The following is a 16,364-nucleotide window of genomic DNA, read 5'->3' as shown; positions in this document are numbered from 1 at the left end:
GACCATCGAGCCTGAAGGTTTCGCCGCTCTTCCAGCGCCAGACGTACGGCGAGCCCGGCGAGAACACAGCCCATAAGCCAGCGCTGCGCGACCAGCCAGAGAGGATTGCGGGTAAACCACGACGCCATCCAGGCGGCGAACGCGGCGCCAATTTGTGGGCGTCCCCAGAGCGCAGGAAACGGCCCGGTGAGCCAAGGCCGCGCTCCCCCTCGCGGGCTGATCGTCGCACACACTTAACTCCGTGGCAGCGGAGCCGTAGCGTATGGTCATGCGGAATTGCGGGCAGGAGTTCTCCCTCGACATCCTGGAGCGAATGCCAGAGCGAGAGTGAATCCGAGAGGTGGTCGTGTCGGTGCCGGACATATCCCCCCGCGCGTTGTCGCGTCGGGTGTGCGCGTGGCTCGATTGGCGGAGCGCGACCGGTGCAAGGAGCTGCCCATCGAGCCGAGCATGAAGTGGCTGAACAGCTTCGCCCGGCTCTCCGGGATCCAGGCGCTGTGTGCGAATACCCTGCTGGTGAGCATCGGCGATCGGGAATCCGACATCTTTGACTTGTGTGAGGGTAAAGGTCGGCGCGAGGGGGGAGGGAAGGGGAAGGGGAAGGGGAAGGGGGTGGATTGCGGTGACGCTGGGCTTAGCGAATACAATGAGCGGCCACACCGAAGAGGAGCTTGCGATGCCGACCACTACCCTGAAAGTCACCGGAATGAAATCCGACGACTGCCAGCGCCTGGTGATGAATGCGATCCAGGATCTGCCATGTATCGGCCACGTCGAGGTCTCGCTGGCAAGCGGCGAGGCGGTCATCGAGCACACGGCAATGGTGAGTGAGAGCGACATCCGCGAGATCATCGAGGAGGCCGGCTATCCGACGGCATAGGCGCGGGGCGCTGCGCGCCCGCAGAACGCCGCTGCGCGGTGTTCCAGAGGGTCAGCGAAACAGAGTTGACAGAGATCAGAGCTGCGGTGCTCAGCGCTTCGGGATGGGGGAAACACACAACACCCGAAAGCCGAGATAGTGGTCGCGGTTGACGAGAACGCGTAGTCGAGGCGGGAGGCGCAACGCGCGTGGTGACGATCGCCGCCCCACGAGCCGCCGCGAACCACGCGCCGGGCGTCAACAGCCAGTGTCGCATCGCTCGGCGTATCGAACTTGTTGAGACACCAGTCCCAGGTATTGCCGGTAAGGTCCAGCACACCCTGGGCGCTTGCTCCCTGCGGATATAGGCCGACGGCAGTCATCCGGCCCAATTCGCTGTCGACCGTGTTGGCCCGTCCTTCCTGCCACTCGCCCCAGGGAAACTCGCTGCGCGGGTCGCCGCCGGTCGCCGCCTGCTGCCACTCCCACTCGGTCGGCAAGCGGACGGGAAAACCAAGCGTCACAGAAAGCCACTGGCAGTAAGCCATTGCTTCGATCCAGGTGACATTCCCCGCCGGCTGGTTGTCGCTGCCGCGCTGAAACGCTGGCAGCCAGCTGTAAACCTTGCGCAGCAGTTCGTCGTAGCCGTCGGCGGCTTCGAGAAAGACGCGCCACTGGGCGATCGTCAGCGGATGACGGGCGATGTGGAAAGGCGCAACCTGGAAGCGCGGCCGACCGCGCCAGCGCTTCCACAGGCCAGTGGCGTCGATGTCCAGTTCGACCTCGCCGCCCGGAATCGCGTGCCAGGCGATCTCCGGCAGGCCGTCGGCACCGACGCCTACGCCGGGGCGCGGGTGGCCGCGGGGGAGCAGCGCCAGGCGGTCGCCGATCTGCGCGCGCAAGGCCTGCGGGGTGGAGGCCTCGTCGAGCAGCGCGAGCATTGCGTCGGCGGCGAGCGGGCCGAGGAAATCGCGCTCGGCGTCGTTCAGCTCGAAACGCGATCCGAGGCGCGGCAGCATCGGCGCGGTTTCGCGAATCACCCGCTCGTCGGGCCAGCGATAACTGTCGCCGTGCGCCCGCCAGGCCAGGGTGGCACGTCCGATTTCGCGTCGCTGGTGCAGATCGGTGCGGTCTTCCTGCAGCCACTGGTGCAGGCGGTGCCAGTTGCGGATCAGCGCTTCGTGGGCGACCTCGACGGTCTCCGTTGCGCTGCCAGGGTCGCGGCCGGTGACCAGCAGACGGGCGGTCGCCAACTCACCGATCAGCGCGCGCGCTACATCGTCGAAGTCGACTAGCGGCGCGCGTCGGCGGGTGTCCTCGCTGCCTTCGCCGAGTTGCACGAGTTGCAGGAAGATGTCGCGGGCCATCGCCGCGCGGCCTGGATGCTCGCTCTCCATGGCGTCGATGACGCTGTCGGCACGTTGCACGATGGCGCCGCGGACGCCGCCGATGGCTTCGAAAGCGGCCTGGCACAGGGTGCCGTCCCGACTGCGGGCGTACAGTTGCGTCAGGCAGAATTCGAGCAGCGGCTGGTCGCCGACATCGGCAAACCTGGCGGCTAGTTCGCCCGTGGCGATCACCCGTTTGACGCGCTCGTCGGCGGTTGGCTCGCCTTCGATCAGTTCGAGAAGGCAGGCGGCGAGGCTGCGCCAGGGTTCGGGACCGGGCCGCAAGATGCCCACCGCCCAGCCACCGCGAGCGCGCAGCACCGGGATCAGCCCGGCCTGCACCACCGACGACTTGCCGCTGCCCGAAGCGCCGACGAGGGCGGCGGCGAGTTCGCTGGTGAACGCGTCGCGGCCGAAGAAGAGCGGCTGTTCTTCTTCGCGGAAAGCGCGCAGGTCGCGGTAGGGGCAGTCGGCGTCGGGCGGGCGCTCGCTGAGCGCGTCGAGCGCGCGAACGAGTGCGCCGTAGTCCGCGTGTTTCTCGTCGCCGGCATCGCGCTGCACGACCTCCAGCAGCAGCACAACGAATGCCGCGAGCCGGCGAAGCCGCGTTCGAGCAGATTACGGACGCAGCGCAGGGTGAACTCTCGCGTCGCACCGCTCTGGTCTATCGAATCGTAAATGTCGCGATGTTGGTCGTGAAAGGCGAGGCTCAGCCAGGTATCACGGCGGCCTGCGTCCATCAGGGGTCGCAACAGTTCGCTTGCTTGCTGGAGGATGTCCATGGCTGACGATGGGAGAGAGGGAAGAGCGGGCGTCTACTTGTTGCTTGGCGTGCTGCGGAGCTTCGATTTCAATGAGAAAGTCGCGCAAGCGACTCACGAATCTCCCTTCTCCCCTCGCGGGAGAAGGGTCGGGGAAGAGGGGAAAACGGTCATGACTTTCATGATCTGGGGTGTCTCGATTGTCATGACCGTTAGCCGAAAACCATTTTCGGCAGGTGGTCGCCGGTGGCGACCGCGCCTGGCGGCGCATTGTCTGCCATCGTTACCGTGGCTGCCCGAAAATGGCTCGCTGTGCGAGAATGTACGTCGAAGCGCATTCGCACGAGCAACGATCTCCAGTCTGGAAGCCATCGACCCCATGCCTGCCGACTCGCCACCGCCCGCCGCCGCAAGCTACGACTCGGGCTACAAGCTGCTCTTTTCGCACGCCCAGGTCGTCGAAGACCTGTTGCGCGGTTTCGTCGCCGAGGACTGGGTCGCCGAGCTTGACTTCGCGACGCTCGAAAAAGTCGCTGCCAGTTACGTCAGCGACGATTTGCGCGAGCGTGAGGACGACATCGTCTGGCGCCTGCGCCACCGCGGCGACTGGCTCTATGTGTACCTGCTGCTCGAGTTCCAGAGCAGCGTTGATCCGTGGATGGCCTTGCGCATCATGGTCTATACCGGATTGCTGTATCAGGATCTGATCAAGAGCGGCGAGATCGGCAGCCAGCAGAAGCTGCCGGCGGTTTTCCCGCTCGTTCTCTACAACGGGCGCCGTCGCTGGACCGCGGCACGCGAAGTCAGCGAACTGATCGAGCCCTTGCCGGCCAGCCTGAAGCCTTATCACCCGGCGCAACGCTATTTCCTGCTGGAGGAGGCGGCGCTCGGCGATGACGAGCTGACCGACACGGAGAACACGGTCGCCGGTATCATTCGTCTCGAAGCTAGCCGCGCGCCAGCGGACGTGCGGCGAGCGGTGTCACTATTGCAGAAGCGTTTGCGGGGGCCGCAATATGCGAGCCTGCGCCGCGCTTTCGTCGTCTGGATCAACCGCGTAGTCCTTCGCCGGCTGATGCCCGGGCAGGAAATACCCGAAGTCAAGGAATTACAGGAGATTGATACCATGCTCGCAGAAACCGTCGAAGAATGGACCCGGCAGTGGAAAGCGGATGGCCTGCGCGAGGGGCGGCAGCAGGGTCTGCAACAGGGTCTGCAGCAGGGTCTGCAGGAGGGTCGCGAGGAGGGTCGCCAGGAGGGTCGCCAGGAGGGTCGCCAGGAGGGCATGCAACAGGGCGAGGCAGCCCTGCTGCAAAAACAACTCGCGCGCCGTTTTGGGGTGCTACCGGCCTGGGTGCCGGAACGACTGGCGCAGGCCAGTCCTGCTCAGCTCGAAAGGTGGGGTCTTGAACTGCTCGATGCAGCCAATCTCGACGACGTTTTCGCAGACGGTGCTTGAGAGGCCGAGAAGGTGATCGACTTCACAGTTGGCGTGTCATCGACGGCATCGTCCTCAACGACAACGTCAACAACCTCGATGCCATTCGTCGCGAGAAGGGGACGGTCTTCCCGCGCTTTCCGTCCTATTGCGCTCGCCGGGCAAGCGCTTGCCTGCCGGCTGCGGCCAGGGGCACGATCTGGACGGCGACGATGCACACCAGGATCAGCACGCAGCCGGCGATGCCTTTGGCGTTAAGCCGATCACCCATGAGCAGGAAGCCGAACAGGGCGGCGAAGACGGTTTCGGCGGAGAGGATGATTGCCGCGTCGGCGGGCTGTGCATAGCCTTGCGCGACCACCTGCGTGGTGTAGCCGATGCCCACCGACACCAGGCCGGCGTAGGCAATCGGCAGCGCTGCCTGGACGACTCCGCTCAGGGTAATGCTTTCGCTGAGTAAGGCCCAAAGCAGGCTGATGACACCGCAGACCAGGAATTGCCCGCTGGCGATCAGGAACGGCGCGTGCAGGCGCTCGGCGATGCGTCCGACAAAGATCACATGCAAGGCCCAGAAGATGCTGCTGGCCATCACCCACAGGTCGCCGACGACGGGCTCGAAACCTTGCGCGCCGGAGAGCAGCCAGGTGCCGGCCAGGCAACCAATCGACGTCGGACACACCGCCCAGTGCGCGGGTGTGCGCAGCAGCATCCAGCCGAGCAGCGGTACCAGCGGCACGTAAAGCGCGGTGAGAAAGCCGGCGTTGGTGATTGTGGTGCTGATGATGCCGATCTGCTGAAAGACGGCGCCAAGCATCAGCAGCACGCCCAGGGCGCTGATGCCGAGGGCGTCGGTGGGCCGCGGCTGCGCCTGGCGTAGCGACAACTGGCGCCACTCGCGCCAGGCGAGCGGGGCGATGACGGCGGTACCGAGCAGGAAGCGGGTGCCGGTGAAGGTCAGCGGCCCAACGCCGGCCATGCCTTCGGCCTGGGCGACGAAAGCCGAACCCCAGATCAGGGCGACGGCGAGCAGCAGCAGATTGGCCTGGGCGCGAGTCAAGGTGAAGGTTTCCGGGAAAAGCCGGCAAGTGTAGCCGAATTGGCAGTCTTCGCCGCACTCGTGAAGTGCCTGGCGGACTCACCAGATCGGCGCCAGGTGGTCGGCCGCCCTTGGCAGATGCTGGCGCGGCGCTTACAGCCCGAGCGTGGTCGCGCTGATCGGGTCGCCGCCTTCGCCGAGGATCTCGTCGAAGCGCTTCCGGTAGGGCTTGCACTCGTGGACATCGTCGGTAATCAGCCGGGATCGGGCATGGTCGCGGTGGAAGCGCAGCAGCGCGTGTTTGTCATCGGCGATCAGCAGGGAGTCATTTCGCGCTTCGAGCTGCGGTGGCGCGTCGATGATCTGCAGGGTCGGCGAATAGACACGTAACAGCTTCATCAATTGCGGGCTGTATTGCCGGACGAACTCGGTCTTCTGAACGACGATCGTCAGTTGACTGCCTTGCTGCCGGGAGCTCAGCAGACGATTCAGGGCGGCAATTCTCGCCGGGTTTTCAAGCTTGAGGCGTGACAGGTCTTCGTCGAAGATCAGCAAGCTCTTCGCTGACAGGTCCAGAATTTCCTGTACCGCGCTGTCGTGTTCGGTCCAGGTGGTGAGCAGGCGACTGGTCATCAGGAGTCCTCCGCGTGCCTTGGGCGATTTCTGTCCAAGGGCAACCCATCTTGCTTGTCTTTTCCGGCAAGCGCCTAACGGCGAATCTTTCAGGCCATTCGCCGGCGAAGATAGCAGGCTTGCCGCCACCCAGGCAAGCCATCGTCGATTGTCGTCGGCGGCACCGGGCGGTGATCGTCGACTTTGCTGAGCTTGGGCATCGGGTAAGCGAATCCAGCTGGCTGCAAGCGAGTGGCTTTCCTTGTCGTGGTCTTCCGATGAGTCATTGCCGTTGCGGTAGAATCGCCCGTTATTTTGCGGATAGAGAGCATGCCCACCGGAATTATTGACTCGCTGGACCACGAGGGGCGCGGGCTGATCGTGGTCGACGGCACGACGGTTTTCATCGAAGGCGCCTTGCCGGGCGAGCGCGTCGAATACGTCGTCCATCGCCGCAAACCGACTTACGAACAGGCGCGGACGCTGCGTATTCTCGATCCGTCGGCGGATCGCGTGACGCCGCGCTGCCCGCATTTCGGCGTCTGTGGCGGTTGCAGCATGCAACATCTCGATGCCAGTGCGCAGGTGGCGGCCAAGCAGCGCTTGCTCGAAGACAATCTGCGCCATCTTGGCGAGATCAGTGCCGAGCAGCTGTACGCGCCGATTCATGGTCCGACATGGGCTTACCGCTATCGCGCGCGGCTGTCGGTTCGCTTCGTGGCCAAGAAAGGCGGCGTGCTGGTCGGCTTTCGCGAGCGGAGAGGCAGTTACGTCGCCGATATGCAGCAGTGCGCGGTGCTGCCGCCACATCTTTCGGCGATGCTGTTGCCGCTGCGCGAGTTGATCGGGGCGCTCTCGATCCGCGATCGCCTGCCGCAGATCGAAGTCGCCGTCGGTGAGCGGGTAACGGCTCTCGTTCTGCGCGTGCTGGAAGCGCCGAGTCCGGATGACGAGGCTCTGCTGCGCGACTTTGCCGACCGCTACGGGGTCGTCTTCTATCTGCAGCCGAAGGGGCCGGCAACGGCCTACCGCTTCCATCCGCAGGAGGGGCCACCGCTTTCCTATCTGCTGCCCGACTTCGGCGTCGAGCATTTCTTCTCGCCGACCGAGTTCACGCAGGTCAATCCGGCGATCAATCGCGTCCTGGTGCGGCGAGCAATGAGTCTCCTGGAACCGCGGCCAGGCGAGCGGATCGGCGACATGTTCTGCGGGCTGGGGAACTTCTCGCTGGCCATCGCGCGTTCGGGCGCGCAGGTTCTCGGTGTCGAAGGCAGTCCTGAACTCGTCGTTCGGGCGGCCGAGAATGCCGCTGCGAACGGCCTCGATGGACGCGTTGAATATCGTGTTGCGAATCTCTTCGAAGTGACTACGGAGAGCTTTGCCGCCTTCGGCGGGCTCGACAGGATGCTCATCGACCCGCCGCGCGATGGGGCGCTGGAGCTGGTCAAGTCACTGGCGGCTGACGGCCCGCGGCGCATCGTCTACATTTCGTGCAGTCCACCGAGCCTGGCGCGCGACGCGGCGATTCTGGTCAGCCAGAAGGGCTACCGCCTGCGTGGCGCGGGCGTGGTCAACATGTTTCCCAACACTTCCCACGTCGAGTCGATCGCCCTTTTCGAGCGTCAGCCAGGCGCTTAGGGCGCCAGAACTGCCCGGCGGCGCTCTGCGCGGCATGGTTGTCGTCGTCGTCAGTCGTCATGCCGGCGACTGTACGTGCCTGGCTTAGGGCACTGCCGTCCAGCTGGAGTCGGGATTGAAACGGCTCATGGTGCTGGCTGCGGGCGTGGTGTCATCGCCGAGGTCCTTCTGGTAGACGACGCCATTGTGGTTGACGAGGAAAGTCATCACCCCCGACGCTCCGTATTTGGCGGGGTAGGCGACAACGGCGAAACCGCCGATCATCTTGTCAGCAACGAGGTAGTTGTAGGCGCCGTCCGGGGAGTTCTCGCCCTCGGCGGTCAGCATGCGGTAGAGATAGCCGTGAAAGGGCTTTGGCTCATAACGCTTGGCTTTCGACTGCTTGACGGCATAGCCTTCGTCCGTGGCGTCGGCGATCAGTGGCCCGAGGGGACTCGCCGGCTGGCCTTCCTGCACCGGCCAGAAAAGGCCATCTCGCTTACCTTTGGTCGACACGAAACGGCGTGCGTAGTCGTTGAATCCGTTACCGTCGAGATCGTCGGCGGCGTAGTCGCGCTGCGCATCGACGATCGCCAGCAAGGTCTGGATGGTGTCAAGTTCGTTGCGGCCGATACGCCTGCTGGTGATCTCCTCGCGTCCGGCATCGGCGTCGAAAACCCAGCCGTCGGCCCTGTGCACCAGCGGTGCCGGGAAGGACCAGTCGTCGTCACCGACGACCAGCTGTGCATGGCCATCCGCCTGTTTGCTGATGCCGTGCTTCGCATCGTACGCGGCCAGGAATTTCTTCCAGTCCGCGCGGTCGGCGACGCTGTCGCCGCTGAAAAGCCAGCTTCCCGAGTTCGGGCCGACGACCGCCAGCAGTGCTTTCGCATCCTGCGCGCGGACCGCTGCCGCGAGCGCCATGGCGGCATCGTCAGGCGTTGCAAAAGCACTGATGACTTTTTTCGGCGCCGGCGCAGCCTTGCTGGCTGTCGCGGCGAAGGTCGGGGGAGCTGTCGCGATCAACAGGGCGGCAGCGAGTGCCTTGAGCGTGTGCTTGAGTTTCATCGTTTTGTTCTCCGCAGAAGTGGGGGTGGGGGGCAGGGCTGCTTAGCGACCACGGCCGCCACCACCGCCGCCACGGTGTCCACCACCACCGCCACCACGACCACCTCCGCCGCCGCGGTTGCTCATCTGTGCGCGGCTGGCGTTGCCGCGCTGGCTGGCTTCGCGTGTCGAGTGTCCGTTGCCGGCGCCCGAGAAACCGCTACCCCTCGCGCTGCTGCTCGCATTGTTGCGCGCGGTAGTGCCAGCCATGCGGTTGCTGGCGGTCGACCGTGCTTCGCTACCCTGCATGCGGTTGCTTGCCGATGCTCGCGCTCCGCCGCCGCCTTGCATGCGGTCGCTTGCCGTTGCTCCTCTGCCACCAGCGCCAGCGCTGGCACCGGCACCGGCGGCCTTGTCGCGTGTCGCTGCTCTCGCACCACGATCAGCGTTCTGAACGCGATCGTTCAGCTGCTTGCGATCCATGCCCTTGAGCTCCGAGCGCCCGCTCTCGGCGCGACCGCGAAAGTTCTCGCGCGAATTGGCTGCGGAGGCGTCGCCGCCGCGGTTGTACTGGCGCGCCACGTTCCTGTCCCCGTAAGCGACACCGCGGCGGTGAGTGACGTTGTGATTCCAGTTCTTGTTGCTGATGTTGCTGCGGTTGAACGAGTTGTAGCGATTGACGTTCACGTCGACCGAGCCGCGGCCCCAGCCCCAGTTGCAGCCTCCCCAGATTGCTGCGCCAACGAGCAGGCCGGTGGCGAAGACCAGGCCGGGTGGATAGACGTAGGCCGGCGGATAGACAGTGTAAGGCGGTGTCGGATACCACCAGCTGCCGTAGACCACGCTCGGATTGTAAGTGGGTACGTAGATCACGTCCGGCTTTGGCGACTCGACGACATAGATCGTCTGGCTGCCCTGTGTCTCGGTCCTGACCACCTGCTGCGGCGTCGTCTTGAGGTTGCCGGTGGCGTCGGCCTTGGCGCGCAGCGACTGCACGGTGTCCATCACTGCCGCCTGCTGGGCGAGGAAAGCGTCGCCAAGTCTCTGCGTCCAGCTGAGGTTGTCGTTCATCTGCTTGAGGACCTCCGGTACCGCCGTCAGCGATTTGACCGCCGGATCCCACTGCTGCTGGGCCATTGCGTCCTCAAGCGCCTTCTCGTTGGTGACCTCGGGGTTGGCCTTCGACCAGCGTGCCGCCTCGACGACTTCGAGCGGGTAGGTCGAAGCCATCAGGATCTGCGCCAGCAGCGCATCCGGATAGAGGGCAATGGGCGCCAGAAGCCGGTCCAGGTCTTCCTGCGAGAAGCTTTTCTGCGCCGCACTCGTCGACGCTGGCTCGGCTAGCGGCGCTGACGGCGCTTGTTGGGCCAGCGTCGGGGAAAGCGCGAATATCAGTGCTGTAAGCAGCGCACAGGATCGGGAGGTTTTTGAGTTCATCAAGGATCCTCGGGTACAAAACAACGATTTACGAGCGAAGCGACAAGGGTTACATACAACTGTGCTTGGGCAGGATGCGCCCGCCAGGCGAGCCACTAGCTCGTCTAGCTTATCCGTTGCGGGGGGGGCTTGCCAAGTCGACCAGTGAAGCTTGCAGGCACGGCCATGAAAGCTGGCTCGCCGCGACAAACCTTGCTCCTGGATCGCTTCACGTCGTTCGCCATGACCACCGCCCGTCCTGCCATTGCTGCTGGCCCCCGCGCAGTCGACAGGGCGGCGACGCCAAATGGTCTCACGGAAGTGTTCATGCCAACGGGGGCGATGCGCGCAGAAACAGCAAAGGCCCGCCATATGCGGGCCTTTGCTTGGCTTCCGTCAGCAGGCTCGGGCTTGAGAGCCTTGCGATCCCACTTTCTGTAGAAAGTGTTTCCTCGGCGAACGGTGGCCGGGTGGGCCTGGGTTCTGGCAGCGGGTGGCTGCAGGTGTTCGCGTTGGTCAGATGGCCCTATTAGACCCGAACACGGCGCATCTGAAAAACATTGAATGGAGATAGTCGTATCTCGAATTACGATTGAACGTGTACCATTGCGTCACCATGGAACTCCGCCAGTTGCGATACTTCGTGGCCATTGCCAAGCACGGCAGCTTCTCGAAGGCGGCCGAGCAGGTGTTCGTCGCCCAGTCCGCGCTCAGCCATCAGCTCGCGCAGCTCGAAGCAGAGCTGGGGACGCGCCTGCTCCACCGCTCGCGGCGCGGGGTCGAACTCAGCGAGTCCGGCCGCATCTTCCTCGCTCACGCCATGGCCATCCTCCGGCAGGTGGATGACGCCATCGCCAGCGTTCGCAACAACGCCGGCGATCCGAGCGGCAAGGTCGTTTTCGGCGTACCGCACAGTGCCTCGAATGCACTGGCCTTGCCGTTACTGCAGGCCGTCCGCCAGCACTTGCCGAAGGTCGAACTCGAACTGACGGAAGAGCTGACAGGCAACCTCGTCCAGCAACTGCGCAGCGGCCAGATCAACCTGGCCCTGTTGTTCGACGACGGCAGCATCGCCGAGTTTGCCTGCGAGTACCTGCTCGACGAAGCTCTGGCCTTGATTTCGCCCGCCTCGGCAGCGGATCGCCCGCAGGCGGCGGTGAGCTTGCAGCAGGCTCTGCTGCTGCCGTTGATCCTGCCCGCCAATCCACACGGCGTGCGCCCGATCATCGAGGCGGCGGCGCGCGCGCATGGGCTAGCGGGGCCGAACGTCATCGCCGACATCAGCTCGGTCAGCATCCTGCGCACGACTTTGCTCGCCGGCCTCGGTCACACCCTGCTGCCGGTGATGCCCTTGCAGCATGAACTGGCGGCCGGCACGCTGTGTGCCGTTCCCGTCGACAACCCGACGCTCACGCGCCGTCTGGCGCTCTGCGCCTCGAAGCATATCCCGCTCTCTGCTGCCGCCACCGCCGTCGCCCGACTCACCCCAGATCTGACCAAGAACCTCTGCACGACAAACGCCTGGCTGGGCGCGGCACTCATTCCGAAGGCACCCTGAAGGGCTGTTGTAAAAACATGCCGAATGAGTGCAATCGGCCATTTTTGACCGTTTAATGTGAAAGTCGCGCAAGCGACTCACGAAACTCCCTTCTCCCCTCGCGGGAGAAGGGTCAGGGGAAGAGGGAAAACGGTCATGGCCTTCATCATCAGGGGGGTCTCGACATGTCATGACCGTTAGAACGATGCGGAGTTGGCTCGGGATTGCCAGCGCCGGCTGGCGCTGAGGCACCTAGTTAAGGCGTCTGGAGGAATCGCATCGGTGGGTCTGTTACGTCCGCCGCTCTCCAGGAGCTGACGGCGTCACATATCCCATGAACGGCGCGAGCGAAGGAAGGCGTGGTGCCTGACCGAGGCTGGGACGAAGGGAACGAAAGCGGCGAAGAATGGCCTCAAGGCGCAGAACGCGCGCAAGTCGAAGCCGAATGCGAGGAAGGCCTGCCGCAGGCGGTAACCGACATCTACCGTTTCTGGATGACCCAAAGGGAATTCACGTGACGAACATCAAAGCGAATCTTCAGGGATTGGCCTGCCTGTGAGGTAACCCTGAATCAACTGAAAGCCCATGGCGGTACAGAGTTGTGCTTCTTCTTCATCCTCCACACCCTCAGCGAGCGGCACGGCACCCGTCGCCAGAACCATTTGCACCAAATCCCTGACGACTTGCCGCTTACGTTCACTAGCCTTGTGCAGGTCGCGAATCAAGGCTATGTCAAACTTCACGAAGTGCGCGGGTACGTCGGCCAGTTCCAGCAAACGCGCCTGCCCGGCGCCAAAATCGTCGTATGCAAAGCGGATTTCCAAATGCCTTAGGCCGCCTGCAAATTCCCGCAGCTTGGCGATGTTGGTCACTGCTGATTCGTGAATCTCGATGACGATATCGAGTTCCGGTGAAGATTTGCGAAGACGTTCGAGTGAATCCAGAAAAATACCGCTGAATGTTTCCCTGGGGTGTGCGTTAATGAACAGGGCCTTGTCCTTGACGTGCGGAGCCATCTTGTCAAGTCCAAATTCGCGGAAAGCCTGGCTCAGATCAATCTCACGACCCATCGACTCCGCCATATTAAAGAGTTCGATCGGCGTTTTTGGCAACTGCGGATGATTCGCACGACCAAGAAACTCATAGGCGACAATCTGCCGTGTATGGGCATCAACGATGGGCTGGACGGCGCCAGACAGGCCGCGGCCCATGAGCAGTTCGTCAAATTCAGACTCATTAGGCGCAAAACACTCCGACCACGAGATAACTCGTGACATGAGCATGGTGTTCATCTCGTCGAATGGTTGCATGATGCGGTGATCAACAAAATGCAGGTGCAGCTTGAACTCGGCACTGGCAAAATGAATGGTGTCGTTATCGTTGAGCAGGCAGTAACCTTCGATTCGATGACGATTGACGAAGGTGCCGTTGGTACTGTTTTCGTCGACGAGTCGAATTTTACCACTGATGTCCCGGACCAGCACGGCATGGAAACGACTCAGCCCGAGGTTCGGAATCACCAGGTCATTCTCCTTGCCACGGCCGATTCGACAAGGCAGCTTGGTAATCACGAAGTCGGCACGGGCATCGTCTGTTCCGAAAGCTTCCAAAGACCACTGCTTTTCCAAAGCATCGCTCCTGTTGTACCGTTACCAGATCATATTAAAATAAGCCACAAGACAAAAAAACGCGGGTCTGAGTGGCAGATCGTCGATCGTCAAATCGGTTGAACACCATCGGCACGCAGTTGCTCGCCGTGCGCTTGGCGCTGGCAACACGCAAGCCGTCGGCGTTCAGTAAGCCCGGTGTGGCCAAGTTCGGGCCGCTAGCAACGAGAGTATAGGGCCCTTCATCAAGCGGCGGCAATTTCGCATTTTGGCCTGGAAGCCCCTGAATAGCGTTCCAGCAGCGAAACCAAACCGACATGCAAGCACATGATGGTGCAACTGAAGTCCGTGCTTCTGTCGCACACTACCGACGAAAACGCGGCCGGGAAACGATTGCCAAGGTGGAAGGGGGTGATGATCGCCCGCGCTGTGGCCTTGGTGGCGAGCACGCAAGAAAAGCAGCATCCCACGTAAGCCACTTCGACGGCCCTGGATCGGGGCGCCTGTACTCCTGCCACCGCGGGGCGGAACGCCGCTCGATCCGCGCGCCGACTAGCGGGTGACCGTGAGCCGCTATTTGGGGCCGGTGGCGGCGATAACTTCAGCATTCTCTTGCAGGGTCGGGAACGGCGCACCGGCATGATGGACGTGGACGCCTTCGCGCAATACCTCGGCAAACATCCTGCGCTCACTGCCGGTCCGTTGAATCGCTTTGAGCGGTTGGATTGAGCGGCTGGATTCCGCGCTTTGTCGCCTTCTCGATGCGCTGGTCGCCGGGTCAGAAGCGCAACTCCTGACGCCGTCGTCTCTTAGATCAGCACTTCAACAAGCGCCGGGCCAGGGATCTTGAGCAGGGAACGGAAAACGGCTTCGAACGCTTCGGCGCTTTCCACTCGCTCGCTATGGATCCCCATGCCGCGTGCGATATCCGTCCAGCGCAGCGCGGGATTGCCGATGTCGAGCATCGACAGCGCGCGTGCGCCAGGCGTGCCGACGCCGACGCGCTCGAACTCGATGTTCAGAATGGCGTAGCTGCGATTGGCGAAAATCACGTTGATTACATCGAGCTTTTCGCGGGCCATGGTCCACAGCGATTGCAGCGTGTACATCGCGCTGCCGTCACCTTCCAGGCAAATCACCCGGCGCTGCGGGCAGGCCACGGCGGCGCCGACGGCGAGCGGTAGTCCGTTGCCGATCGAACCTCCCATCAGCTGCAGCCAGTCGTGCGCCGGCGCGCCCACGCTGGCCATTTGTGCGAAGCGGCTGCAGGTAATCGCTTCGTCGACGATGATCGCACCTTCGGGCAGGCAGCGCGCGATGACGCTTGCGGCGACGCGGCCATCGAGCACGCCGGTGGCTGGCACGAGATCGGCCGCAGTCTGCAGCAGCCGCGGCTGAGCCGGCGCATGCAGCGCGTCGGCGAGCGCGCTCAAGGCCGCCACGACATCGTCGGCGGGGCCCGCCAGCGTCAGTACCTGGCAAGCTGCTGGCACCAGCACGCTCGGCTTGTTCGGGTAGGCGAAGAAGCCGACGGGGCGTTTGGCACCGGCAAGAACCATCAGATCGGCGCCAGCCAGCACTGCGAGCGCATCTTCACCGAAGTAGGGCAGGATGGTGATCGGTACGCGGCCTGCGCCGCGCTCCAGACGGCGATTGAAAGTTTCCGCCAGGAGACGCAGCGGCAACGCGGCGGCGATTCGCCCGGCCAGCGTCGCGCCTTCGCCGAGCAGGCCTTCTCCGCCCAGCAGCAAGACCGGCTGGTGGGCTTGCCGCAGCGCTTTTGCTGCTCGATCGACCTGCATCGAGGGGAGCGTCGGCAGGGCGTTCGGTGTGGGCAGAGTGGGCGCAAGCGGGGGCAGGTAATCCGCAGGCAACTCGTTCCAGGCACTGTCGGCAGGCACCAGCAGCGTCGCAATCTTGCCCGGCACACCGCCCGCAGCGGCGACCGCTTCTGCGCCCAGGCGTGGCAGGTCGGCCGCGGTCGCGGCACTGTGCAACCAGTCGGAGACCGGTCGCGCGATTGCTTCGATGTCCGACGTCAGCGGCGCATCGTAGCGCCGGTGATAAGTGGCGTGATCGCCGACCACATTCACTATCGGACTCAGGGCCTTGTGCGCGTTGTGCAGATTCGCCACGCCATTGGCCAGGCCGGGTCCGCAATGCAACAAGGTGCACGCCGGCTGGCGCGCCATGCGTGCGTAGCCATCGGCAGCACCGGTTGCGACCCCTTCGAAAAGGACCAGAATCGGCCGTATCCCAGGGATCTGGTCGATCGCCTGAACCAACTGCATTTCCGACGTGCCGGGATTGGCAAAACAAACCTCGATGCCACCCTCCAGCAGCGTCTTGATCAGCGCCTGCGCTCCATTCATGAATTTCGCACTCCTCTAAGACGATGGCCGGAAAAGAGCATGCCATCTTGCTTGCCTTTTGACAGAAAACGCCTTGTATGGAGATTCTCTCCCTGAATCATTGACGCAAGCTCTGTCTTTGTAGCGCAGGCAGCCTGAATTGAAATGCTTTTCGGCCGCCCCCGCTAAGCGATGTCTACATCACTTGGGAAAGATAAGAGCCTAGTCGCAAGTCGGTGGTGAGTATGTGCTCGGTTAACCAGCGCTCCAGAAATTCGATATGTTCGTCCACCACATATTTGTCCGCTTGAAGGATTGCTTGCTGTAGTTCCCTGGCGCCCTGAATCAATTCCTGGTGCTCCGCTTGGTGTTCTTCAATTCCCTCATAACGATGCTTGAGCATCAAGCGTTCCTCGTGGCTGAAGTGCCAAACCGTACAATTGATCAGCTCTTCCAAGGTCGCCGCGATATAATCTTGGGGCTCCTCGTCCATTACGGAATGATTGAGCAGGTTGAAAATATCAACCAACTTACGGTGATCGTCATCTATTTCGTCGACCCCAACGCTTAGTATCTTGTCCCAAACTATATCTTTCATAATTCTTCTCCTGAGATAAATAACAGAACCCGAGAGTGGGCTTTGACAAAAGGAATCGCGCTGGCCTAAGGATGCAGGCGCGAGGCAGTGTACCGCT

General features: G+C 63.0%; 13 protein-coding genes and 1 pseudogene. 5 read left to right on the top strand and 9 right to left on the bottom strand.

The genetic code is table 11. The features are described from left to right. Window positions 1–14: 14 nt before the first annotated feature. Window positions 15–146, bottom strand: a pseudogene (locus tag QZ648_RS14860) (LysE family translocator); the annotation flags it as partial. Between the two features lie 530 nt (window positions 147–676). Here QZ648_RS14860 and QZ648_RS14855 point away from each other — a divergent pair. Beyond that, window positions 677–880, top strand: a complete 204-nt coding sequence (locus tag QZ648_RS14855) for a heavy metal-associated domain-containing protein (protein WP_291997514.1) — start codon at window positions 677–679, stop codon at window positions 878–880. Here the strand turns inward: QZ648_RS14855 and QZ648_RS14850 are convergent. After that, window positions 865–2,826 carry an SUMF1/EgtB/PvdO family nonheme iron enzyme gene (locus QZ648_RS14850; RefSeq protein WP_291997513.1) on the bottom strand — a complete coding sequence of 654 codons (1,962 nt, stop codon included), beginning with the start codon at window positions 2,824–2,826 and terminating at the stop codon, window positions 865–867. The genes QZ648_RS14855 and QZ648_RS14850 overlap by 16 nt on opposite strands. A gap of 354 nt (window positions 2,827–3,180) precedes the next feature. Between QZ648_RS14850 and QZ648_RS14845 the strand changes: the two genes are divergently transcribed. Further along, window positions 3,181–4,467 (top strand): Rpn family recombination-promoting nuclease/putative transposase, encoded by a 1,287-nt coding sequence (locus tag QZ648_RS14845; protein ID WP_291997512.1) that lies wholly within the window; start codon window positions 3,181–3,183, stop codon window positions 4,465–4,467. Between the two features lie 124 nt (window positions 4,468–4,591). Here the strand turns inward: QZ648_RS14845 and QZ648_RS14840 are convergent, their stop codons facing one another. Continuing rightward, window positions 4,592–5,503, bottom strand: a complete 912-nt coding sequence (locus QZ648_RS14840) for a DMT family transporter (RefSeq protein WP_291997511.1) — start codon at window positions 5,501–5,503, stop codon at window positions 4,592–4,594. Between the two features lie 132 nt (window positions 5,504–5,635). Next, entirely contained in the window at window positions 5,636–6,115 is a 480-nt protein-coding gene (locus QZ648_RS14835) for a hypothetical protein (protein ID WP_291997510.1), read from the bottom strand. Window positions 6,116–6,424: 309 nt separating this feature from the next. Between QZ648_RS14835 and rlmD the strand changes: the two genes are divergently transcribed. Beyond that, window positions 6,425–7,732 (top strand): 23S rRNA (uracil(1939)-C(5))-methyltransferase RlmD, encoded by a 1,308-nt coding sequence (gene rlmD, locus QZ648_RS14830; RefSeq protein ID WP_291997509.1) that lies wholly within the window; start codon window positions 6,425–6,427, stop codon window positions 7,730–7,732. Between the two features lie 84 nt (window positions 7,733–7,816). On the opposite strand, the gene QZ648_RS14825 is transcribed toward rlmD, so the two are convergent. Together QZ648_RS14825 and QZ648_RS14820 are read right to left on the bottom strand one after the other, a co-directional pair. Continuing rightward, the gene (locus QZ648_RS14825) at window positions 7,817–8,779 is read right to left on the bottom strand and encodes a DUF2950 domain-containing protein (RefSeq protein WP_291997508.1); all 963 of its coding nucleotides are present in this window, start codon (window positions 8,777–8,779) and stop codon (window positions 7,817–7,819) included. A 42-nt stretch (window positions 8,780–8,821) separates the two neighbouring features. Beyond that, a complete protein-coding gene (locus QZ648_RS14820; protein ID WP_291997507.1) occupies window positions 8,822–10,195 on the bottom strand; it encodes a DUF3300 domain-containing protein in 1,374 nt (457 codons plus the stop codon). 577 nt (window positions 10,196–10,772) lie between these two features. On the opposite strand from QZ648_RS14820, the gene QZ648_RS14815 reads away from it, so the two are divergent. Both QZ648_RS14815 and QZ648_RS14810 read left to right on the top strand, forming a co-directional pair. Then, window positions 10,773–11,732 (top strand): LysR substrate-binding domain-containing protein, encoded by a 960-nt coding sequence (locus QZ648_RS14815; protein WP_366144160.1) that lies wholly within the window; start codon window positions 10,773–10,775, stop codon window positions 11,730–11,732. 341 nt (window positions 11,733–12,073) lie between these two features. Then, window positions 12,074–12,229, top strand: coding sequence for a hypothetical protein (locus tag QZ648_RS14810; protein WP_291997506.1), 156 nt, complete (start codon window positions 12,074–12,076; stop codon window positions 12,227–12,229). A 6-nt stretch (window positions 12,230–12,235) separates the two neighbouring features. Here the strand turns inward: QZ648_RS14810 and QZ648_RS14805 are convergent, their stop codons facing one another. The 3 genes from QZ648_RS14805 to QZ648_RS14795 all read right to left on the bottom strand — a co-directional run bounded on the left by QZ648_RS14805 (window position 12,236) and on the right by QZ648_RS14795 (window position 16,267). Beyond that, window positions 12,236–13,339: an EAL domain-containing protein gene (locus QZ648_RS14805; protein WP_291997505.1), complete on the bottom strand. Its 1,104-nt coding sequence runs from the start codon at window positions 13,337–13,339 to the stop codon at window positions 12,236–12,238. A 788-nt stretch (window positions 13,340–14,127) separates the two neighbouring features. Then, on the bottom strand, window positions 14,128–15,690 hold the full coding sequence (locus QZ648_RS14800) for an acetolactate synthase large subunit (protein ID WP_291997504.1): 1,563 nt from the start codon (window positions 15,688–15,690) through the stop codon (window positions 14,128–14,130). Between the two features lie 175 nt (window positions 15,691–15,865). Further along, complete coding sequence (locus QZ648_RS14795; RefSeq protein ID WP_291997503.1) at window positions 15,866–16,267, bottom strand: bacteriohemerythrin; 402 nt, start codon at window positions 16,265–16,267, stop codon at window positions 15,866–15,868. Between the last annotated feature and the right edge of the window lie 97 nt (window positions 16,268–16,364).

It is taken from the genome of Candidatus Accumulibacter sp. ACC012, from assembly GCF_907163155.1.
Classification (GTDB): domain Bacteria; phylum Pseudomonadota; class Gammaproteobacteria; order Burkholderiales; family Rhodocyclaceae; genus Accumulibacter; species Accumulibacter delftensis.
This window is presented reverse-complemented; position numbering and strand designations above follow the sequence as displayed.

What these genes read in the sequence shown, in the direction of transcription:
- QZ648_RS14795 (WP_291997503.1), bottom strand. Translation starts at nt 16,267, where the DNA reads ATGAAAGATATAGTTTGGGACAAGATACTAAGCGTTGGGGTCGACGAA.
- rlmD (WP_291997509.1), top strand. Translation starts at nt 6,425, where the DNA reads ATGCCCACCGGAATTATTGACTCGCTGGACCACGAGGGGCGCGGGCTG.
- QZ648_RS14825 (WP_291997508.1), bottom strand. Translation starts at nt 8,779, where the DNA reads ATGAAACTCAAGCACACGCTCAAGGCACTCGCTGCCGCCCTGTTGATC.
- QZ648_RS14800 (WP_291997504.1), bottom strand. Translation starts at nt 15,690, where the DNA reads ATGAATGGAGCGCAGGCGCTGATCAAGACGCTGCTGGAGGGTGGCATC.
- QZ648_RS14835 (WP_291997510.1), bottom strand. Translation starts at nt 6,115, where the DNA reads ATGACCAGTCGCCTGCTCACCACCTGGACCGAACACGACAGCGCGGTA.
- QZ648_RS14820 (WP_291997507.1), bottom strand. Translation starts at nt 10,195, where the DNA reads ATGAACTCAAAAACCTCCCGATCCTGTGCGCTGCTTACAGCACTGATA.
- QZ648_RS14855 (WP_291997514.1), top strand. Translation starts at nt 677, where the DNA reads ATGCCGACCACTACCCTGAAAGTCACCGGAATGAAATCCGACGACTGC.
- QZ648_RS14845 (WP_291997512.1), top strand. Translation starts at nt 3,181, where the DNA reads ATGACTTTCATGATCTGGGGTGTCTCGATTGTCATGACCGTTAGCCGA.